The following is a 17,598-nucleotide window of genomic DNA, read 5'->3' as shown; positions in this document are numbered from 1 at the left end:
GGCCTCAGTCGTTAAAGGACATTTTCTTGATGACGCACAGCAGGTGGAACGGCAGTGGCTGGTTTTGCTCGATGACCAGGGAAGCCTGGCCGCGATCCCATCCAAGGTTCTCCATGCGGTGATCGCCGGTGAACAGCACAGGCGGCTTGTCCAGGGCCTGCGAGCCCAGGTTGCGGAATGCCACAGGCTGTCCGTTGATCTCGCAGCCAGTTGTCTGGAGGAAGCGCAGGGTGATTTCAGCAATGCGCATGCTGTTGCCCTGGGCGCTGCCGGTGTTGCCCTGGACTTCTGGGGTCAGAGTCTTGATCTGGGTCTTGAATGGCAGGCCGATCTGCACGGCGAAGGCATTGCGCGGAATGGTGACTTGCCCGCCGGTGACAATCTGCTGCTGCATCACCACGCCATCGGCGACGATGTCGACAGTCTTCCCTTCCAGGTGGGCCAGGCCGCTCCACACTGCTGAGCCTGGGCCGCTGACGGCGGATATCCCGCAATCAACCCGAATGCCCGAGGTGAAGCGCTCAACGTAGCGGGTCTGCACGCCGTTGACAGTACGGCGGACGATGGCCCACATCTGTTCGCCGGTAGCCGTGGGGATCGAGGCGACCGATTCAAACTGGCCATCGGTGATCTGGCGGGCCCATCCCACCACATCCTGGTCACGGTCGACGGTGAGGGTCGCGATCACGCCATCAGCGCGCACCAGGAACAGAACTGATTCCGGCTCTTGCTGGTAGGCCATATCGACGATACCGGTCTCTGTGGCGTGCTCAGACAGCACGGACATATCTGGTGCGCCGTAGGCGTCGGAGTCGTACTTGTAGGCCATGGCGCGCAGCTTGCGGCCAGCCCGCTGCACGAAGTACAGCTCATTACCGATCCGGACGGGCTTAACGTTGTTGCAGCCGTACACGGATTGGTTCTTGACCTGGATATTGGTGGGCGTGATTGGCTTCTCAACGCCGCCAGTGAGGCTGAACTCACCGCCGTAGGTCAATGCAATCAGGGCCTTGATCTGGGCCATGTGAGTGATTGGGTTGATCTGGTCGCTCGAAACGGTGAACGACATGGCGTCATCGTCCTTGGTACCAAGTTCGAAGTTCAGGTATTCCCCGGTACGCGATTCCCAGATGGTTTGGGGGTAATTCGGCGAGCCAGCAGCGGCCAACCGCTGTTCGTGCAGGGTTCCGGTGGATGGGTAACCATCAATGTCGTTCCATACCGAGCCCTCAACAGACCAGGCGTTCGCAGGGGATGCCACCGCTGACGTGATGGCGCCGCGCACGATACCGGAAACAACCGTGGTGCTTGATACGGACTGAATCTCCACCAGGCCGCTGTTGACCTTCACAAACTTGCCCACGTCATCACTGCGCCACCCAGCCGCGCCGAGGGTCAGGCTGATGATTCCACCCACGGTGCCCACGGCGCTTGGGGTCAAGGTTGTCTGCGGAGAGCCCTTGATCGACCAGGCCGTCATGGGCGTGACTGGGAATACCGTGATCACCTGCACGGTGGCCACGGTCGCACTGACAACCGCGGTGATCTTGGCTATACCGCCGCCAGACCAGATTTCGCGCCCGACGTCGGCAGCCAGGAAAGCGGACACCGATGACGTGAACGTGCGCCCGGTCCCCACGGTTACATCACTGATTGTTGCCGAGGTGGTGAAGCTGATGCCCTTTTCGTCGAAAGGCTTGGTCACAAACGGCGCCGGAGCCAGGCTCCACTGTAGATCCGCGATACGGCGCAAGCGGTTGATCGGCACCTGGGTGTTGAAAATGAACATGGTGTCGGCGCCCTGCACGTAATCGATGGTGCTGAGCATTGCCTCTGTGTAAGGGCTGACCAGCTCGACACCGGTGTAAGTGCCGTCCGGGTAGAAGATACGCACGTACAGATCGCCAAACTCGCACATATATGCCTGGGACTTGTTGAACACATAAGGGATCAGGCGGGATCGTTTGGCGGGGAACTTGGTGGTGGCAGCGTACAGGGTGCCATCGCGGCGAGTGCAGCCACCGTGCACCAGCGGCCAAGCATTTTGGATAATCTCGGCGCCGTTCTGGTACCGGGCGATATCGACACGCCCAAGCATGCGTGGGGAGAGTTCGCCGGCGGTGAAGTTGGTTTGATTGATCGTCAGGCGGGCCATTATCCGTGCGCTCCAAAGCGGGAGGCGTACAGGCGTTCATCGCCGAGGGTTTGCGGGGGATCTTCCTGGCCATCAACGGCGCGTGCGACCTTCTTGGCCATGGCCAGTTTTTGTTCGAAAGCAGCCTGCAGGGCAGATGACTGGGTGATCGGGTAGGCCATCGCGGAAGCCATGGCCAGGGTGAGCAGGCCCACTAGGCTGGCGTCCCATGTGTTTTCTATTTCGTTCAGGTACACATAGCGCAACTCAAGCGACGTGGCGTCGGCGAGGATGCTCCGGCCCTCTACCAAGTAATCGATCTGGCAACCGTTCTGACCAACCTCCAGCACGCGCAGGAAGTCCGCTGGTAGTTCGAACTGGTTGTCATAACCGAATGCTGGCGGCGTTGCGTCTGGCGCCAGCAGCGCACGTTTGATGGTGCAGTTCCACGGATGGGCGCGCAGCAGGTCGTCGCGGATCGTCGGATACAGGTTGGCCGCCAGCTTCGCCCGGTCTACCGGCTCATTGAAGTCGTTGATGGTCTGGGCTCCCAGCATCAACAGGGCGTTGGAGCAGATCGAAACGCCGGTCGCCATGCTCATGTAAAACCTCCAGATAAAAAGACCGGGGCACAGGGCCCCGGTAAAGTTTTTGCCTTCCTTGGCGGCCCGTGAATCAGTTGCCGTCGATGTATTGCAGCTTCAGGCTGACCGTACCGGCGCCGGTTGCAGCGGCTGTCAGGGTGATAGCTACGTCGTATTGCTTGCCCGGGTCAGCAGCGAGGCCAAGGGCCTGCCACAACGGCTTCTCGATGTCGGCCAGACCGAAGCCTGTACCGGCGTCAGCGGCATCCGCTTCGTGGGTAACGTCCTGGTTAACCAATGCAGCGGTCAGCGCCTGGGCCGAGGCGAAGAAGTCAGCGTCCACTACAGCGCCAGCGTTGACGGCGGTAACGTCGTACAGACCGATATCCCCCACGGCGGTGGTGATCGCATCGCACGACAGCAACAGGCGGGACACACGGTCCACCGAGTTGATGCGCATCAGGCGATACACGGATCCGATGGAATCGGTCGCGCTGGCTTCGACGAGGCCGACGCGCTCGCGCAGGCGGCCGCCGTCGATACGTTGCGGCGACAGGGTTTGTGGAAGCGCGTCAGAGTTGGTGACGGCCGCGGACTTGAGGATTACTACTGCCATGATTCATTGCTCCTGATCAGATGGGGGGAAGGCAGGCGTCAGAGCCTTAGGACTCAGCCGCAGCGATTTCCACAACCTTTTCCTCTTCCACCCGCACGGCGCCGATGGACATTTTTCCGTAGATACGCACGTTGAAGCCTTTGCCCGGATCCTTGCCTACCTCGGTTTGAATCTCGGCGCCCTTGCCCAGAGTTACACCGGACTTGGCCCACGCGTAGAGCAGGCGGACACCAGCGGACAGCGGAGTGCGCTCAGATGGAATCCAGGTGAAGCCCATCCATTTGCCTTCAACGTCGCCGCTTTCGAGGAACTTGCCGGCCATGTAGTCAGCGCTGGTCAAGGTTGGGTCGGCGAGAATGTCGGCGGCAGCCTGGGCGCTGTAGGTGATGCACAGCTCTTCACCGTTGTGGTTGTCGGCTTCGTTCTGACGGAACAGCTTGCGGGCCTGGATGATCTTGGCCTTGGTCAAGCCAGTGCCGCCCACGGCGATTTTCTGCTTGGTAGGCAGGAGAATGTTGCCGGTGGTGGAACGCGAGAAACCGCCAAAGCTGCTGATGATCACGTCATCCTTGGCACGGTTCAGCGAGGAAACCATTGCCTTGACGTAGTCCGAGGTTGGGTCAACCAACATACGAACCTTGTCCTGGTCGTCGATCATGTCGCCGTCTTCCCAATCGAACAGATCCACAAAGCGCGTGCTGTGTGGTTGGTCGTTGATCGGGGTATCACCGTGGCGGGTGGTGCGGCGCTTGGCGGTACGCTGGCCCAAACGGTTGACGGACTTGGACATACCAACGATGTTCGGCTCGATGGTGACGTGGCCTTCAAGGCGGGAGGTCATTTGCTGCGCCAGGTGCCGGAAGTTATCGGCGTACTGCTGGACAAAGGCTTCTGTGATTTGAAAGGACATTCGATGCACTCCAATGCAGATAAGGGATTGCCTGCCGGGTGTCCGCATCGCGGGCCGGTATTACCTGGCGTGCATCGGCTTTGCTGCGCCTCGGGGCTTTCCGGGTGTCTGCGTGCCATCGCAGGCCGGCCCATTGCTGGGATGCCTGCGATGTTTGTGCATGGGGGGTGTCGGTTTCCCGACTATTTGAAGCGAGGGAGTTACAGGCGGGATTGAGGCTTGTTGTATTTGCGGTTGTACATCTCATCCAGTTGCGCCTGAATGCCTGGGCGCTTCGGGTCGTGCGCGGGCAGGTCTTGCAACTGCTGGCGAAGCTCGGACGTCTTGACCGCGAAATCTGCCTCACTCACCTGGGCACCACCGTTAATGGCGCTGTCTTCCTTGAGTTCCTTGCCGATGTTGGCGGTAAAGGCGATGAAGTCCGGGTCGTTGCCGTACTTGGTCATCAGGGCATTGAAGTTGCCCGGTGCATCGCCCTGGCTGGCGAAAGCCTCGGCGGCACGATAGGACGCGGTGACGTTGGCGCGTATCGCCTGGTCATCGCCCCATGCAGCCTTGAGCGCCGCGGTGCAATCCTGCTGCGTGAGCTGGGCAGCACCACCGATCAGGTTTGGCGCGGCCTTCATGTACTCGCCGATCACGTATTGCACCTGGTCGTTGGTCAGGCCCTTGGAGTGGGCCCCCTTCAAAAACGACTGCGTGTCAGGGTCGGCCTTGAACTCGTCCCAGTCGAAACCCTCGACGCCTTCCAGCTTGACGGTGTATTCCTCGGCGGTCTTGGGCGGCGCGTCACCAGAGCCCAGGCGGGTTTCAAGGTGCTTGTACGCTTCGGCAACCTTGCGGCTCGACGCTTCCAGATCAAGGGTGCCGTCCTCTTTGTTGGTCCGATACTTCTCGGGGATGAAGTCGGGCGCGGCACCGGTGGCCAGTAACGAATCAGCAGGCGGTGTTGCTGGGGGTGTGGCGATCGAGCCCGGTTCGCCCTCGGTGCTTTCAGCCATGAAAAAATGGCCCAGGCGGCCATGGATAAACATGTTCATTTGTCACCACCTTGGATTGCTGTCAGGTCCTTAAGGCGCAGCGCAATTGACTTGCTCGCCTCTTTCAGTGCTTCAGTCGCTTCGATGCTGGTGGCATCGGCGGTCGCTTCGTTGATAGGGCGAAGCAAATCAGCCAGGGCTTTCGCGTATTGTGTGTCGATGGCTTCCACGGTTATTCCTCTTGCTCGTTGGGATCGGCTTGAACGCCGTTGGCGCGGTTGATGCGGTTTACAACGTGGTCCAGGACTTCACGGGCCCCGGCTTGCTTGTAGGTGGTGAGGATGGCGTCGATACCGCCGACGGTGCAGGCGTTCTTGGCGAAGCGCTGCAACAGCAGCTCAAAGCACATGGCACCTTCGTGGTGATCCTCGAATACGCGCTTGAACATCGCGTCGATCTGTTCCGGCGTCACTTGGCTTTCTCCTGTGCTTTGGCCTTGGCTTCGGCGGCGATCTGCTCTACTTCCTCAAGGGGAATACCCTTTCCCCCGGTCAATGCCCGACTAAGCCACGACAAGGCCCTAAGACCGTTATAGGTGCCGTCCGGGTTGCGTGATGCCTCGTCCAGATCTTTGGCGTCTCTCGGATCATCGATCACGCTGCGGCCCCCTGCTGTTTCATTGCGGCTTCGCCGGCCTGCTGCTGCATGAGTTGCTGTTGCGCCTGCTCCTGGGCTTGCTGCTGGGCGTCGGCGCGGTCCTGGCGCAGCTTGTCGCGGTCGGCTTTGCTTCGGATGACGGACGACGGAACACCCAACGCCTCGCCCTTGAAGCGCTGGGCCTCATCCAGATCGATGTTGTCCATAACGGTCGGGTCGACTTGGACCAGGGCGGCAGCACCAGCAACGAATTGATCGATGGCGGTGACCTCTTCCAGTTTCTGGGAGCGGGCCAGCGGCGACAGGTAACGCACGGTGAAGTTACGACCAGCCAGAGATTCCGGGGCTTCACCCAGGATGCCGGCGCGGTAGGCGATGCCGAAGCACCGTTCGATCATGGGTTGCAGGTACTCGGTTTGCAGTCGGCCATACACCGGGCCGAGCAACTGGCGAATCAGGTTCACCCGCACGTGCACCTCGGTGGCGGTCATCGCCGGGCCGTCCTGGGCCTGGAGCTGATCGGCCATCAGGATCTTGCGGATGGAGCCCTGCAGGCGCTGGATCTTGGTCTCGGCGTATTGGAAGTTGGACCCGCTCTGTAGCGGCTTCATGCTGTCCACAGAGTTGGCCACGATGATCTTGCGCGGCCCGACCTTGACGGTTCGGGGGTTCAATACACCGTCGTCCTCGGCAATCCACATACCTGCGATGGCCAGGTCGCCGGCTGCCAGGTCCATCCGGCACAGCTCGTTCAAGGTGCGCGAGTCCGGAAGGGCATCGAACACCGGGCCCACGGCGTAAACGCTGTCGGGGATCATCATCCAGCGCGGCACAACGACGGGCATTTCGTGATAGCCCGACTCGCTGACCAGGTGCTTCTGGTCTACCTCGACCTTGCAGGAAGCAACGGGCATGTTCTTCGCCAGCTTGGCGCCAACCATGTAGGTGCTGCGCGGGTAAATGGCGTGAATGAACTTCACCATTTCCTGTGGCTTGTCCTTGGCCAGCCTGCGGGTGACGTCGCTCACGTTCCCTTCGCCGAACTCGTTCGCCGCCTGCTCTGCCGTGAGCTTGTACTCTCGATACACGGTGTCGATCTTGCCGCCGGCCTTCGATGCCGAGCAGTAGACGCTCGCAATCGGCCACAGGTCGAAGGTAAAACCGCCCTTCTCCATGTCCTGATCGATGTACAGGGCGAACCACCCAGCGCACACAACGTCGATAAGCCCCTCAAAGGCGGCCGCGTCGAAGTTGGATGCGTGGATGTTCTGCCACAGGATGTCCGCCGAATCATCCAGCCACCGGCGCTCATCCTCGCTTTCCTGGCCAACATCCATGCCGAACCACAGCGAGTTGGCCGGGGTCAGGCCCGACATGATCCCGGACGACAGAATCCGGGCCGCGTCCGTGGTGGTGCCATCGATCATCCTGGCCTTGCGCATCTGCGCCTCCATGGCCGTGATCTGCTCAGTGCAAAAGCCACTACCCCGAATCGGGTAGCTGTGGTCGTAACAGTCGCGCCAGGTCTGCTCATGCGGCGAGCGCAGCGACTTCAAGGTGCTCAACGTTTTGCAGATCTGGGATGCGTTCATTGGCCGAGGGTGCTCTTGCCTTGGGATAGGACACTGCCGGTACCAGCGGCGCCAGACGTGAGCAGGCTGCTCTCGGCCTTGCGCTTCTTGCGGGTGGCGGTTTCTTCGTTGGCCTTCACGGCTGCAGCGTCGGCAGCTTTCTGGGCCTCGATGGCTGGATCGGGTGGCGCGACGACGGCCGGGGCCTTTTGCTTCTTGCTTCCCATGTCGTTACCCCTTGGCTACTGGCTCAGGGCACAACCAGCCTTCGGGCGTCATGACAGCCTGCTTGAGCGTGGTTGCATCGATGGTGCCGGTGCTGGCCGTGGCGGTGACGGCTGGCTTCGACTCGTTCTCGCGCTTGGGGTCCAGTACCAGCGGTTCGCCGCCTTCACTCAAGCGCACGGCTTCGGCCAGGGCTTCGTCCTTGGTGCCGGTGAAGTCGCCGATCTTCACGTCTTTGCCGTCCACTTGCGGAGCGTTGGCGTCGATCACGACCCAGCGGCCGCCGCCGTTGTGCTTGGCGGTGAAGTCTGGAACGGCTGGTGCCTGGGCGTTGGCGGTGGCCTGCTCGTTGGCATCCTGGTTGCCGGTGCTGGCCGTGGCGGTGCTGATGGCATTGGCGAGCGGATCGCCTGGGGTCTGCGGGGTAAGGTCTGGGGCTGGCATGTGCCTTCTCCTGATGTGCAAAGCCCGGCACGTGGCCGGGCGATGGGGGATTACTCGGCGGCTTTGAGTGCTAGTGCTTCAGGCGCTGCCGGGATTTCGGTTTTGATCAGCTCTTTGGCGAATGCCACCAGGTCCAGCGCCAGGCTGTTGTAGGCGTCCTGCACATCGAGACGGGTAAGGGTCGGGAGAGCTGCGGATACTCGGGCAGCGGCGTCGATCAGGCTGATTGCCTGATTCAGGTCATCGATGTCTACGCGGCGCGGGGTTGCTACTGGCATGGGTAAAGCCCTCTTGCTGATGGGGAATCAACGAATTGAGGGCCAAGGATCGGATGGGGAGGCTGTCGGGTTCCCGACTATTTGCGAGGGAGGCAGGCGGTGTTGACCCAATCAATCAAGCTGTTTAGGGCAATGATGGCCTCGTCTCCGTCGCCGGCGATGGCGACAATTCGTTGACCAGCCGCTGGGTCAAGTTCGGCGCGCGCTTCTGCATCATCCACGCGGCCGGGGCCTGGGCTGGCTCGCACGACGGGGCAGCGGGCTGGGACTGACAGCCGCTGAGCGCCAGCGCCAACGCGAGCAAGAAGGGCTTTGTTCTGGGCTTGAGCATCGGTGAGTACCTTCGTGTTGTCGGTGTCGAGTTGGATCAGCAGGCGCTGAGTGGCCTTGCGTGATGCGTTGGCAGCCTCCAGCACGCCTACACGCTCCGTTGCGGTGTCCAGACTGGTGCTGACATGGTCGAGACGCCAGAGTGCCAGCACAAGCGCCATGGCAAGGCCTGCAACGAGATAGCGAGCCACGGCGCCCATGGTCAGGCGAACTTCGACGTGCGGGTGTTGATGATGCCCAGGTACAGCACCATCGCATCGGCCTGCATCTTGAGCAGCTGTTGCTCGTCATCGGGCAGGCTGGCGTACAGATCGGTGTGCAGGAACGCTTCCAGCTTCTGGATGCGGTCGGCCAGCTGCTCACGCTCGGCGATCACGCGTTGCTGATGTGGCGGCAGGTGACCGACGTGACCGATAGCGACGTTGGCTTCTTCGAACTGAGCCTTGGGGCAAAAACTGGTGTACCCGTCGCTGTACTTGACGGTGTAGCCGGGTTGGCCGTCCTTGTCCTGGGACCAGGCCATAACGATCTTGGTGCCGACGTAGTGTTGAGTCATGGGGATTGCCTCGGGGTTTGGGGGATTACTGCGCAGCCATGCACTTGGCATGGCGTTCAAGCTGACGGGTCCAGACGCCCCAGCACCGTTTGTTGCCCGGTGTTGAGCAGTCGAAGCCAGCAGCAAAGCGGTACTTGAGCAGGTCGTGACAGGCCTGGGCGTAGTTGCCGGCCAGCAGGTCACGGCGCGGTGAGCCCGCGCGCCAGGTGCCCATGCCGAACTGGCCAACGAAGTCCATGTAGATATCGAACTCATCCTGGTGGAGCTTCACGCCCGGGAGGGATGCGGCGAATTGCTTCTCGGCCTGGCTGTTCAGGTTGCGGGCCAGGACCTCGGCACGCTGCGGTGTGATGGTGTCGCCCATGCGGACTGGCGAGCCGTCCTCGTAGCGAGTGGAGCCGTGTCCAATGGTGGGAACGTCGCCCTTGGTGGGGATGGCGGCGGTGGTGGTCAGGCCTTCGCTGGCCTGCCAGGTAGCGAAGCCGGCAGCGCTGATGCTGAGCAGCCCTACGGCGATGCGTTGGCGCAGTTGGGGGCTCACGACCTGGCACGCTCGCGCAGCGCTTCAATGCGTGCGGCGCTCTCCAGGGACTCGCGGTGATCCTTGCGCCACTGGAAATACACGTTGATCACCAGGCCCACCACCGCAATGACAACGCCTGACACGCCTATCCAGTTCACCTGGGAGAAGAATCCCACCAGGCCAACAGCGCCGCCCGTGAGCATCCCTTTGCTCGCGACTGATGCGCCGACTACCTCAACGATGCTTTCCGGCGCAGGGTTGGCCATGCTGTTACTCCTAACTGGCGCCTTCATGGTCGGCCTCCAGGGTCAAAAAAAAGCCCAGCGCTAGTTGGCTGGGCTGCGATGACCGTAAGAGTCGTCGGGGTCAGGTGTCGGAATCCCGACTATTTCATGCGCGGGAAGCCTGCCAGCACTCCCAGAACTCCTGGGTGATCTTGCTGACATACGCGCCCTCGAAGCGCTCCGTGTTGTACCCAAGCCCCTGCATGCGCTCCACAAATGCCATCTGTGAATGCACGGACGTTGGGTTCGTGCGGTCGAGTTTGGTCTCGAGCGTGCCCACTTTGGACTTGAGCGAGAGTATCTCCAGTTCCTTGTTGCGGATCTGCAGCGCTTGTTCCGAGCAAAGCACGCGCATGTCGTGCAGTTCTTGATTACCGGTGTTCATGGTTCAGCCCTCAAGCCTTGGAGTGATAAGCCCACCAGTCACCGACGGCGACCATGGGCAGTTTGGAGCGATCCCGGCGCATGACCTGGCACCAGAGGGTTACCAGGCGCTCGCCTTCGGTGTAACGGGGTTCGGCGCCTTGCTTCCACCCGATCAAGGTTGAGCGCGGGACCGCTATTCGGTCGGAGACTATGTGTGGCGAGTACCCGGCACGTGATAGCTGCGTGATGACCTTGAACCAGTCAACCCGGCGCTCAACCTGCGGAACTGTTCGCGGCCTCTCGCGCCGAGGTATCGACAAGCGCGCAACTACCTGGCCGTGGCGAGTTTCCACGGCGGTGTCTAGTGCCGGCGGAAAGCACAGATCGAGCTGGCTTGGATGGATCGGGTTTCTCATTCAGACCCCGCCTTCGTGGTGCGCCATACAGGCAGCATTGCGTTCAATACCTGGTTCGACGCCCATACAAGGAGTCGAACTAGTCATGAATATCATAGGCCCCGTGCGATTTTAAGTCGCCACCATACATCGATCCATACACAAAGCCCTCTCGCTCAAGGTATCGGCGCACTGCCTCGCTACACATGACCTGTATCCGATCAAGTGCACCCTGAACCTCTGGCGGGTAACTGGTTTCGATTGATACATGACCCTCATGCCGGGTCATCGTCATGGTTGGCATGGTCAAGCTCAGGATGGTGAGCATCCGCCCCATGTATGGCTCTGCGATCCTGATCACCTCGGCTCGCGCTGCAATCTGTTGCGCGATCGTCTTGGGCAAGGCATGGGTAGCGTTCATTGATCACCTTCAATTGCGGCACGGTAGTTTTTTATAAACTCCGCCATGAACTCTGGGGTTGTGACGCCTGCGCCCTCCCCCTCAAACGCGTGCGCGCGCGAGGCACACAGCGGTTGCGTGGTCAATCCAAGCCCCGCTTCAATCCTTCCCTTCATTTCGGTTATAACTTCGGCGAATGCCATTCCCGGATTTTCAGCGCCAAGGATCTCGGACGGATCAACGGCGCGTCGGTAGGCGAGCAGGCTTTCCGGTTCAGCTGGCGTGGACAGGTAAGCGTCCACGCCGAACATCACCCAGCCACCCGCAAGGTCGAAGCACGACCAGTGCAGTTCTGGCTTCATGCAGCTCTCCTTGGGTCTGGTTCATCCATGCCGAACATCTGGCGTAGAAGCCTTTCGGCGATCTTGTTCTTGGCACCTCCCTGAGTGATCCAGGCCTTGGCGAATTGCTCAAACCCCATGGCCGAGCGGTGAGCCAACCAATCCGTCACAAGGTCCATGAGCGCTGCAGAGCCGATACGCCCGTTGGTTTCCTCCAGCAGCATGCGATTACCAGCGCGGAGCAGATCACGCTCGAATGGCTGCAACACCTTGCGTGGAATTGCGTTGATGACACTGTTCATTGGGGTATCCCCGCTTCGATGTTCATTTCAACTTCCTCGACGATCTGGTCAAAACGCCCTTCCGGCAGTTCGTCACGCAGCGCGCGGATCAGTGCCTGGTCACGCCCCTGCCAATGCGGGTCTGTGCGCCGGGCGGCTATGCGCAGTTGTTTCATGTGCACGGCGAGGCGCTGACGATCGCGCTTGATATGTTTCAGCGCGGCGCTTGCTTTGTGGTACCAGTGAGGATCGGCGTACTCGCCTTCGGCCTGGGATTTGCCTTTCGCGATCCCCAACTGGCACTCCAGACGGATTGAGTCGCGGCAGAGCCTTTCCTCCAGGGCATCGCACTCGGCCAATGTCGCCGGCATATCGCATGGCCCGATCTGCGGTTGGCGGCGAACTGCAACGTCGCTACGCTTGGCCACAGTGATCACCAGCCCGCCAGCCAAGGGCTGACTGATGTCTTTTGTTGCAATGGAGCGCCGCAAAAAAGCGAATGGCTTCATGGTTTCTTTCTCCCCTTGTACTGTTCGGCGAAGGGGCGGCTAATCTCCACCTCTTCCTGGGTGGGTTCGCGGCCTGCGAAGTTGACGAATCGGGCGAACTTGCCCTGCTGCTGAACAACGCACGAACCGACCGGCGCGTGCCTGCACTTAGGCATGAGCAGTTCAGTCGCACCGTTCTGACCCTCCTCGCTGTCCATGTCTCGGTGAACCAGGATGATGCAGTGGGCGTCCGCCTCGATCTGTCCGGAGTCGCGCAGGTCTGAGGCGATCGGCTTTTTGCTAGGGCGCTTGGTCGAATCGCGGTTGAGTTGGGCCAACAGGATCACTGGCACCTCCAATTCCTTGGCGATGTTCACGATGCCGGTCGAGATCTTGCCCAGTTCGGAAGTTCGATTGAATGCCTTGCCGTCTGATCCGATCAGACCGATATAGTCGATGACCACCACGTCCAGGCCGTGCTTACGCTTGACCTGGCGACAGATACTCCGAATGCGCGCGACGGTGAGTCCAGACTTGTCGCTGACGTAAAGGGGCTTGTCCATGATCTTGTTGACCGCGGAGGTCAGCCGAGGCCAGTCGTCGTCCTCCAGCTTCCCGTTGTCGAGTACCTGCAGGTCTATGCTGCCAAGTGACGCCAGCGCTCGGTTGGCCAACTCCTCTTCTGGCATTTCCAACGAGAACACCATGCCGACGCCGAGGCCGGTGCAAGAGATATGCTGGGCTATCTGCAGGCCGAGGGTTGTCTTACCGCTGCCCGGCAGGCCCGCAACGATGGTCACGGTTTTTTTGCGCAACCCACGGACCAGCTTGTCCAGATCCACCAGGCCGGTGGATAGCCCTGCCTGCACGCTCCCGTTGTACTTGGCGTCAATGATGTCGATGTTTCTGGCTACCACTTCATCCATGCGCTTGTAATCCGGCTCACCAGTATCCAGATCGCGCAGGTCCGCCATCGCTTGTTGAGCACTGGCAATGATCTCTGCAACCGGCCGGTTCTCGTTCGCCGAATCGCGAACCGCATCGGCAGCTTCAACCAGGCGGCGAAGCACTGCCCGTTCTGCAACAGTGCGGGCATACGCCTTCCAATTGGCGGTGCTGGGCGTGTTCCTCGCCAGCTCACCGGCATACGCAATGGTTGTGCCGCCACTCGGGAGGACCGGCTTGAAGTCGTGAAGGGTGACAGGATCAACCGGAGCACCAGTGGCGTGCAGATCCAGCATCACCTGGAACAGCGCCGCGTTTTCCGGATCGTGGAAATCGGCAGCTGTAACCGCGGCGGTGATCGAGTCGAACAACTCGCCATCCAGCATCAGCGACCCGAGCAGCGCGTGTTCGGCCTCATCGCTGTACAACTCGCGATATTCGCTCATACGCGCCCCCGTGCCGATGCCCAGGTGAAGCCGACCAGCAGCGCCTTGTTCTCACGCAGACGGTCAAGGGCTCTCTCGCCGATGTACTGGCTCAGGCCTTGGGCGCTGAGGTTTGACACCACAACCGTCGGCCGGATCAGGTTGTAACGACGATCCAGCACCTCATGCAGAACCGAAAGCTCGTAATGGGTACCGGCCTGGGCGCCAACCTCATCGATCACCAGCAGGTCGAAACTCGCCAGTTCGCTGATCACGTCGCCCTCGGTGTACCCGGCGTTGCGGTCCATCGAGCGCTTGAAGACGCGGATGATTTCGGAGGCGGTGGTGATCACCGCCACGGCCCGGTGATGGCGAATGACGTGTTGGACGATGCCACTGGCCAGGTGCGTCTTACCGTTACCGACATTGCCACAGAGCAACAGGTTGCGGCCGGCCTGGAAGTGCTCGCCGAAGCTGTCGGCGTATCCCTGGCAAGTTTCCAGCGCCAGCTTCATTTCCGGAGTTGTGGGACGGTAGGTAGCGAAGGTGCTGTCGGCAAACCGAGGCGTGATGCCAGAGCCTACAAGCGCGCTGTTGACGCTTTCGGCTTGCAGGTTGGCCAGCGCCTGCGAGTGTTCTTCGCTGCCTCGTGGCGCTACGCGCAGGCCGTGGAACTGGCACTCCTTGCATGGGCGCACAGCCATGGTGCCGTTGAACTGCTCAACCTCGGAGCGATCAACCTTGCCGTGGACTGGGCACTCGCCGGCGAAGGTACGTTGCTCTGGCTGGCGACGAAAGTTAGAACGCTGGGCCATCTTCGCCTCCTTGGTACATGTCGGGTGTGTGGTTGGGCAGGTTGTTGAAAGCGGTCTGTGTGGAGCCGGCGGGCTTGAGTACGTCGGTCCAGCGCTCACCGTTCAGCCAGGTCGACGCCATCGGCACGTACTGCCCGTCATCCTTGGTCCAGTCGCGAGAAACGCGGTGGCTGCCCAGGGCGGTCATTAGGGTTTGGCGAAGTTCAGCGCTTGGCTTGAGCTTCTCCCATGTCTTGCGAGCGTCCTTCTTCGATTTCTTGTTGGGGTACAGCTTCCAGAACACCTCGAAGGCTTCAGCCAATTCATCACCTTGGGCACACAAGGTTTTAGGTTCCTTGACTGGTTCAGAAGAGTGACTGGTTCTGGTGCTTTCTGTGCCTACACCCCCTGTAGGCGGTGTGCCCCCACCTGTGCTTTCTGTGCCTACAGGTGTGCTTTTTTGGCCTACACCCCCGAGGGTCAGGAAGTACAGGTTTGAAGAGTTTCCCTTTGGGCCGTCGCGATTCTCCACTCGCAACAACCCTTGCTCGGCTAACTGCTTGATATGCCTACGAACAGTGCTACGGTCGATCTCGCACTGGTCAGCGATATGCTGGTACGACGGCCAACACTCTCCCTGGTCGCTGGCGTTATCGGCCAGCTTGACCAGCACCAGCTTGCGCAACGGGTTGCCCACCTTGGTTTTCATGGCCCTGACCATCAGATCCATGCTCATACGTTGAGCTCCCGCGTTACCCGGCGCACGAAGTCGTCATAGTTCTCACTCATGACGAAGCCCGCCTGTTCCAGCATCTCGCGGTGGGCCTTGGCGCCGCTGTACATCTTCCAGCGCTGATGCTCCGGCAGATCGGCGAACGCGGCATAGCTCGGCCAGGGCCCGACGATTACCGGCGCTGTACGGGCGTCCTGGGGGGGGGCATGAGGGTTGATGATGGTCATTGCAGCGTCTCCCCTGGTTTGCGGCTGATTTGCTCGGCCATGGATTCCAGTGAGCCGCCAGACAACCGCAATACCAGTAGGCGGAGCGCGGTGCTGGAATCAATGGAGAAGGTCCTGGCCTCGTCAAGCGCCAGGCCAGTCGGAGAGTGCTCGCTGAGCAGGCGCCGAACGCGGTCGCTGTAGTTGAACGCCGAGCAAGCCAGCTGTTGATCAGTCAGGCCGTCGAACGCTTCGTCCGGCAAGCACTCGGCCGGGTACACGACGATGGGTATTTTGTTATCGGGGCGAGGCTCACCCGCCAGCAGGTGACGGCCCATTGCGTCGAAGTGATCCTTGGCTACCTGCGCGGCATCGTGCCCGGTGCGCCGCCGGAATAAGACTTTGAGCGCATAGTAGGCGCGGTAGAGGTCGATGTGAGTGTCATCGCCGTCTTCAATGGAATACTCGGGCTCGGCGATCACGTCCAATACGTCCTTCACTACTTCGAAACACTTAAGCAACAAGGCTGCGTCGTTATTTTTTTCGAACAGGGCCTCGTCGATATGCTCAACGGGCAGTACCTGCGGTGGAAAATTCAATACGTTGCTCATTTGGGCACCTTCTGGACCAGGCGGAACCGGCCCTCAAAATATGGGTGGGTCGCCTGGGTGGCGGTGACCATGGTGGATTCGGAAACAAACCGGTGGAATGCGGCCGTGACGTGGCTCTTGGACCAGACCAGGTACTGAGAGCCCAGCGCTTCCTCGTGGCCGTTGCGGACCATACCGGCGGGATTGGGCTGGTTTGGCCAGACCTTCAGCACGTAGTCGACAACGGCGCCGGAAAGGCCGTGGCGCGCCAACATGGTTTCCTTGATGCGGGTCAGGGACTGGCAGTTCTGCGGGCAGTGATCCCACACCGTCGTCTGGCTCAAGTCCTCGACGCGGCGCTCTATCCGCTCGAGCGCCACCTGTTGCTCACGCTGCTGACGCTCGACCGCCACCAGATGGTTCGCATTGGCGGCGGTGATCTCGGCTTGGGTCATTGGGCGCGCGGCCTGCCCTTCCAGATCGTTAAGCCGACGAATCACTTTGTGCCGCAACGGGATGCTGTAGCCGGTGATCAAGGTTTCGGTCAGCTCCTTGTCGAGGTGGTACTCGACCTGCTCCCGATTCATGCTGTCCAAATAGATGCCCCCAAAACTGGGGATATCTTGTTTCAGCTCGGCAAGCATGTTTTCAATGTCACGCTTGACGTGGTCGTGACGCTTTTCGGTCAGCTCGGCAATTTCACGCGAAGACATGGTGACGGCATCGCCGCCTTGGAATTTTGCGATGGTCATTGGGCGCCCTCCGATTCCCGGCGCTGGCCCGGGAACTCCTTTTCTTCATAAGCCCGCAGTTCGCCTTCCGACCCTTCTGACACAAAGATCGAGCGACCTTCCCTGATCGCCTTGCTGAGCGAACCTTGCGACATACCTAGTCGACGAGCAGTGGATGCGTGACGGCCAGATGCAAATGCCTCCAACGGAATGCGCGCCACGTTTTCGTATTGCGCGTTTTGTGGCGCGGATTCGCCGAGATCCTTGAATTGGTCGATAGCGCTGTAAACACCGCCGAAACCGGTGTCGCTGAAGTACTTCGCCACCTCAAACAAGGTGGCAATCCCTTTTCCGCCAGCGTGCAGGTGATCCAGGTGAATGGCCTTGATCAGTGCGTGCTGCCACTCGAGCACATCTTTAGCTGCGAGCAGCTGAAACTCAGCTTCTTGAGCGGCCTCTTGCATGGTTGGTAGTGGTCCGTTCATTTGGCGGCTCCCTGGTGAGGGATGTTCTGCAGCTTGTAAGCGGCGGCAGCGCCGGCCTCGGCCATTGACATCGACAGAAGAGCCAAAGAATTGACCAGCCAGCCGGCGCTCATAGCGAGCTCATCGGACAGTTCGCCGTGATTTGCTGCATGCACGATGAGTTCGCCGATAGCCGCAACACCGTGCAGCGTGCTGATCTGGAAGTTGTCGTTGGCGTTCTCAACGCACTTGAGTTGTTCAACCTGTTCAGGACTGAGTTTTGCCCCTTTGGCTGACTGAGCGGGGAAGATCTTTTCGACATCGACCAGCAGTTGGTTCCACATTGG

Annotated in this window: 30 protein-coding genes; all 30 read right to left on the bottom strand. The window is 60.5% G+C overall.

Annotated features, from left to right (window positions below; all coding sequences use genetic code 11):
• Nucleotides 1-4: 4 nt before the first annotated feature.
• Nucleotides 5-2,155, bottom strand: coding sequence for a phage tail protein (locus AC1Q6I_RS05870; protein WP_102623419.1), 2,151 nt, complete (start codon nt 2,153-2,155; stop codon nt 5-7).
• The gene (locus tag AC1Q6I_RS05865; RefSeq protein ID WP_207238091.1) at nt 2,155-2,736 is read right to left on the bottom strand and encodes a phage connector family protein; all 582 of its coding nucleotides are present in this window, start codon (nt 2,734-2,736) and stop codon (nt 2,155-2,157) included. The genes AC1Q6I_RS05870 and AC1Q6I_RS05865 overlap by 1 nt, the downstream gene beginning before the upstream one ends.
• Before the next feature lie 73 nt (nt 2,737-2,809).
• Nucleotides 2,810-3,334: a hypothetical protein gene (locus tag AC1Q6I_RS05860; protein WP_102623420.1), complete on the bottom strand. Its 525-nt coding sequence runs from the start codon at nt 3,332-3,334 to the stop codon at nt 2,810-2,812.
• A 46-nt stretch (nt 3,335-3,380) separates the two neighbouring features.
• On the bottom strand, nt 3,381-4,244 hold the full coding sequence (locus AC1Q6I_RS05855) for a phage capsid protein (RefSeq protein WP_173903802.1): 864 nt from the start codon (nt 4,242-4,244) through the stop codon (nt 3,381-3,383).
• Between the two features lie 200 nt (nt 4,245-4,444).
• The gene (locus AC1Q6I_RS05850; protein WP_102623422.1) at nt 4,445-5,284 is read right to left on the bottom strand and encodes a hypothetical protein; all 840 of its coding nucleotides are present in this window, start codon (nt 5,282-5,284) and stop codon (nt 4,445-4,447) included.
• The gene (locus AC1Q6I_RS05845; protein ID WP_158244419.1) at nt 5,281-5,454 is read right to left on the bottom strand and encodes a hypothetical protein; all 174 of its coding nucleotides are present in this window, start codon (nt 5,452-5,454) and stop codon (nt 5,281-5,283) included. Before AC1Q6I_RS05845 ends, AC1Q6I_RS05850 begins: the two co-directional genes overlap by 4 nt.
• Before the next feature lie 2 nt (nt 5,455-5,456).
• Nucleotides 5,457-5,696 (bottom strand): hypothetical protein, encoded by a 240-nt coding sequence (locus tag AC1Q6I_RS05840; RefSeq protein WP_207238090.1) that lies wholly within the window; start codon nt 5,694-5,696, stop codon nt 5,457-5,459.
• Entirely contained in the window at nt 5,693-5,881 is a 189-nt protein-coding gene (locus AC1Q6I_RS05835; RefSeq protein ID WP_102623423.1) for a hypothetical protein, read from the bottom strand. The genes AC1Q6I_RS05840 and AC1Q6I_RS05835 overlap by 4 nt, the downstream gene beginning before the upstream one ends.
• Nucleotides 5,878-7,473, bottom strand: a complete 1,596-nt coding sequence (locus AC1Q6I_RS05830) for a portal protein (protein WP_102623424.1) — start codon at nt 7,471-7,473, stop codon at nt 5,878-5,880. Before AC1Q6I_RS05830 ends, AC1Q6I_RS05835 begins: the two co-directional genes overlap by 4 nt.
• Complete coding sequence (locus AC1Q6I_RS05825; RefSeq protein WP_102623425.1) at nt 7,470-7,679, bottom strand: hypothetical protein; 210 nt, start codon at nt 7,677-7,679, stop codon at nt 7,470-7,472. Before AC1Q6I_RS05825 ends, AC1Q6I_RS05830 begins: the two co-directional genes overlap by 4 nt.
• A gap of 4 nt (nt 7,680-7,683) precedes the next feature.
• A complete protein-coding gene (locus tag AC1Q6I_RS05820) occupies nt 7,684-8,121 on the bottom strand; it encodes a hypothetical protein (protein WP_102623426.1) in 438 nt (145 codons plus the stop codon).
• A 50-nt stretch (nt 8,122-8,171) separates the two neighbouring features.
• Nucleotides 8,172-8,399, bottom strand: coding sequence for a hypothetical protein (locus tag AC1Q6I_RS05815; protein ID WP_102623427.1), 228 nt, complete (start codon nt 8,397-8,399; stop codon nt 8,172-8,174).
• 77 nt (nt 8,400-8,476) lie between these two features.
• Nucleotides 8,477-8,890, bottom strand: coding sequence for a lysis system i-spanin subunit Rz (locus AC1Q6I_RS05810; RefSeq protein WP_256581198.1), 414 nt, complete (start codon nt 8,888-8,890; stop codon nt 8,477-8,479).
• 41 nt (nt 8,891-8,931) lie between these two features.
• The gene (locus AC1Q6I_RS05805; protein ID WP_102623429.1) at nt 8,932-9,285 is read right to left on the bottom strand and encodes a crAss001_48 related protein; all 354 of its coding nucleotides are present in this window, start codon (nt 9,283-9,285) and stop codon (nt 8,932-8,934) included.
• Between the two features lie 25 nt (nt 9,286-9,310).
• Entirely contained in the window at nt 9,311-9,826 is a 516-nt protein-coding gene (locus AC1Q6I_RS05800; protein WP_256581197.1) for a glycoside hydrolase family protein, read from the bottom strand.
• On the bottom strand, nt 9,823-10,074 hold the full coding sequence (locus AC1Q6I_RS05795) for a holin (protein WP_102623430.1): 252 nt from the start codon (nt 10,072-10,074) through the stop codon (nt 9,823-9,825). The genes AC1Q6I_RS05800 and AC1Q6I_RS05795 overlap by 4 nt, the downstream gene beginning before the upstream one ends.
• A gap of 124 nt (nt 10,075-10,198) precedes the next feature.
• Nucleotides 10,199-10,477, bottom strand: coding sequence for a hypothetical protein (locus tag AC1Q6I_RS05790; protein WP_102623431.1), 279 nt, complete (start codon nt 10,475-10,477; stop codon nt 10,199-10,201).
• Nucleotides 10,478-10,487: 10 nt separating this feature from the next.
• Nucleotides 10,488-10,634: a hypothetical protein gene (locus tag AC1Q6I_RS05785; protein WP_158244420.1), complete on the bottom strand. Its 147-nt coding sequence runs from the start codon at nt 10,632-10,634 to the stop codon at nt 10,488-10,490.
• A gap of 319 nt (nt 10,635-10,953) precedes the next feature.
• Nucleotides 10,954-11,274, bottom strand: a complete 321-nt coding sequence (locus AC1Q6I_RS05780; RefSeq protein WP_102623433.1) for a hypothetical protein — start codon at nt 11,272-11,274, stop codon at nt 10,954-10,956.
• Nucleotides 11,271-11,615: a hypothetical protein gene (locus AC1Q6I_RS05775; RefSeq protein ID WP_102623434.1), complete on the bottom strand. Its 345-nt coding sequence runs from the start codon at nt 11,613-11,615 to the stop codon at nt 11,271-11,273. The genes AC1Q6I_RS05780 and AC1Q6I_RS05775 overlap by 4 nt, the downstream gene beginning before the upstream one ends.
• Nucleotides 11,612-11,896, bottom strand: a complete 285-nt coding sequence (locus AC1Q6I_RS05770; RefSeq protein ID WP_102623435.1) for a hypothetical protein — start codon at nt 11,894-11,896, stop codon at nt 11,612-11,614. The genes AC1Q6I_RS05775 and AC1Q6I_RS05770 overlap by 4 nt, the downstream gene beginning before the upstream one ends.
• Nucleotides 11,893-12,384, bottom strand: a complete 492-nt coding sequence (locus AC1Q6I_RS05765; RefSeq protein ID WP_102623436.1) for a hypothetical protein — start codon at nt 12,382-12,384, stop codon at nt 11,893-11,895. The genes AC1Q6I_RS05770 and AC1Q6I_RS05765 overlap by 4 nt, the downstream gene beginning before the upstream one ends.
• Nucleotides 12,381-13,754 (bottom strand): replicative DNA helicase, encoded by a 1,374-nt coding sequence (locus tag AC1Q6I_RS05760; RefSeq protein WP_102623437.1) that lies wholly within the window; start codon nt 13,752-13,754, stop codon nt 12,381-12,383. Before AC1Q6I_RS05760 ends, AC1Q6I_RS05765 begins: the two co-directional genes overlap by 4 nt.
• The gene (locus tag AC1Q6I_RS05755) at nt 13,751-14,548 is read right to left on the bottom strand and encodes an ATP-binding protein (RefSeq protein ID WP_102623438.1); all 798 of its coding nucleotides are present in this window, start codon (nt 14,546-14,548) and stop codon (nt 13,751-13,753) included. The genes AC1Q6I_RS05760 and AC1Q6I_RS05755 overlap by 4 nt, the downstream gene beginning before the upstream one ends.
• On the bottom strand, nt 14,532-15,263 hold the full coding sequence (locus AC1Q6I_RS05750) for a helix-turn-helix domain-containing protein (protein WP_102623439.1): 732 nt from the start codon (nt 15,261-15,263) through the stop codon (nt 14,532-14,534). Before AC1Q6I_RS05750 ends, AC1Q6I_RS05755 begins: the two co-directional genes overlap by 17 nt.
• Nucleotides 15,260-15,487 (bottom strand): hypothetical protein, encoded by a 228-nt coding sequence (locus tag AC1Q6I_RS05745; protein ID WP_102623440.1) that lies wholly within the window; start codon nt 15,485-15,487, stop codon nt 15,260-15,262. Before AC1Q6I_RS05745 ends, AC1Q6I_RS05750 begins: the two co-directional genes overlap by 4 nt.
• Nucleotides 15,484-16,077: a hypothetical protein gene (locus AC1Q6I_RS05740; protein WP_102623441.1), complete on the bottom strand. Its 594-nt coding sequence runs from the start codon at nt 16,075-16,077 to the stop codon at nt 15,484-15,486. Before AC1Q6I_RS05740 ends, AC1Q6I_RS05745 begins: the two co-directional genes overlap by 4 nt.
• Nucleotides 16,074-16,808 (bottom strand): Rha family transcriptional regulator, encoded by a 735-nt coding sequence (locus tag AC1Q6I_RS05735; protein WP_102623442.1) that lies wholly within the window; start codon nt 16,806-16,808, stop codon nt 16,074-16,076. Before AC1Q6I_RS05735 ends, AC1Q6I_RS05740 begins: the two co-directional genes overlap by 4 nt.
• Complete coding sequence (locus AC1Q6I_RS05730; protein WP_173903801.1) at nt 16,805-17,272, bottom strand: Cro/CI family transcriptional regulator; 468 nt, start codon at nt 17,270-17,272, stop codon at nt 16,805-16,807. The genes AC1Q6I_RS05735 and AC1Q6I_RS05730 overlap by 4 nt, the downstream gene beginning before the upstream one ends.
• A complete protein-coding gene (locus tag AC1Q6I_RS05725; protein ID WP_102623443.1) occupies nt 17,269-17,595 on the bottom strand; it encodes a hypothetical protein in 327 nt (108 codons plus the stop codon). The genes AC1Q6I_RS05730 and AC1Q6I_RS05725 overlap by 4 nt, the downstream gene beginning before the upstream one ends.
• Between the last annotated feature and the right edge of the window lie 3 nt (nt 17,596-17,598).

The sequence above is a fragment of the Pseudomonas sp. MPR-R2A5 genome, from assembly GCF_058793055.1.
This window is presented reverse-complemented; position numbering and strand designations above follow the sequence as displayed.

Coding starts and splice junctions, on each gene's coding strand:
- AC1Q6I_RS05870 (WP_102623419.1), bottom strand. CDS start 2,155: ATGGCCCGCCTGACGATCAATCAAACCAACTTCACCGCCGGCGAACTC.
- AC1Q6I_RS05865 (WP_207238091.1), bottom strand. CDS start 2,736: ATGAGCATGGCGACCGGCGTTTCGATCTGCTCCAACGCCCTGTTGATG.
- AC1Q6I_RS05860 (WP_102623420.1), bottom strand. CDS start 3,334: ATGGCAGTAGTAATCCTCAAGTCCGCGGCCGTCACCAACTCTGACGCG.
- AC1Q6I_RS05855 (WP_173903802.1), bottom strand. CDS start 4,244: ATGTCCTTTCAAATCACAGAAGCCTTTGTCCAGCAGTACGCCGATAAC.
- AC1Q6I_RS05850 (WP_102623422.1), bottom strand. CDS start 5,284: ATGAACATGTTTATCCATGGCCGCCTGGGCCATTTTTTCATGGCTGAA.
- AC1Q6I_RS05830 (WP_102623424.1), bottom strand. CDS start 7,473: ATGAACGCATCCCAGATCTGCAAAACGTTGAGCACCTTGAAGTCGCTG.
- AC1Q6I_RS05825 (WP_102623425.1), bottom strand. CDS start 7,679: ATGGGAAGCAAGAAGCAAAAGGCCCCGGCCGTCGTCGCGCCACCCGAT.
- AC1Q6I_RS05820 (WP_102623426.1), bottom strand. CDS start 8,121: ATGCCAGCCCCAGACCTTACCCCGCAGACCCCAGGCGATCCGCTCGCC.
- AC1Q6I_RS05815 (WP_102623427.1), bottom strand. CDS start 8,399: ATGCCAGTAGCAACCCCGCGCCGCGTAGACATCGATGACCTGAATCAG.
- AC1Q6I_RS05810 (WP_256581198.1), bottom strand. CDS start 8,890: ATGGCGCTTGTGCTGGCACTCTGGCGTCTCGACCATGTCAGCACCAGT.
- AC1Q6I_RS05805 (WP_102623429.1), bottom strand. CDS start 9,285: ATGACTCAACACTACGTCGGCACCAAGATCGTTATGGCCTGGTCCCAG.
- AC1Q6I_RS05795 (WP_102623430.1), bottom strand. CDS start 10,074: ATGGCCAACCCTGCGCCGGAAAGCATCGTTGAGGTAGTCGGCGCATCA.
- AC1Q6I_RS05790 (WP_102623431.1), bottom strand. CDS start 10,477: ATGAACACCGGTAATCAAGAACTGCACGACATGCGCGTGCTTTGCTCG.
- AC1Q6I_RS05780 (WP_102623433.1), bottom strand. CDS start 11,274: ATGAACGCTACCCATGCCTTGCCCAAGACGATCGCGCAACAGATTGCA.
- AC1Q6I_RS05775 (WP_102623434.1), bottom strand. CDS start 11,615: ATGAAGCCAGAACTGCACTGGTCGTGCTTCGACCTTGCGGGTGGCTGG.
- AC1Q6I_RS05770 (WP_102623435.1), bottom strand. CDS start 11,896: ATGAACAGTGTCATCAACGCAATTCCACGCAAGGTGTTGCAGCCATTC.
- AC1Q6I_RS05765 (WP_102623436.1), bottom strand. CDS start 12,384: ATGAAGCCATTCGCTTTTTTGCGGCGCTCCATTGCAACAAAAGACATC.
- AC1Q6I_RS05760 (WP_102623437.1), bottom strand. CDS start 13,754: ATGAGCGAATATCGCGAGTTGTACAGCGATGAGGCCGAACACGCGCTG.
- AC1Q6I_RS05755 (WP_102623438.1), bottom strand. CDS start 14,548: ATGGCCCAGCGTTCTAACTTTCGTCGCCAGCCAGAGCAACGTACCTTC.
- AC1Q6I_RS05750 (WP_102623439.1), bottom strand. CDS start 15,263: ATGAGCATGGATCTGATGGTCAGGGCCATGAAAACCAAGGTGGGCAAC.
- AC1Q6I_RS05745 (WP_102623440.1), bottom strand. CDS start 15,487: ATGACCATCATCAACCCTCATGCCCCCCCCCAGGACGCCCGTACAGCG.
- AC1Q6I_RS05740 (WP_102623441.1), bottom strand. CDS start 16,077: ATGAGCAACGTATTGAATTTTCCACCGCAGGTACTGCCCGTTGAGCAT.
- AC1Q6I_RS05735 (WP_102623442.1), bottom strand. CDS start 16,808: ATGACCATCGCAAAATTCCAAGGCGGCGATGCCGTCACCATGTCTTCG.
- AC1Q6I_RS05730 (WP_173903801.1), bottom strand. CDS start 17,272: ATGAACGGACCACTACCAACCATGCAAGAGGCCGCTCAAGAAGCTGAG.
- AC1Q6I_RS05725 (WP_102623443.1), bottom strand. CDS start 17,595: ATGTGGAACCAACTGCTGGTCGATGTCGAAAAGATCTTCCCCGCTCAG.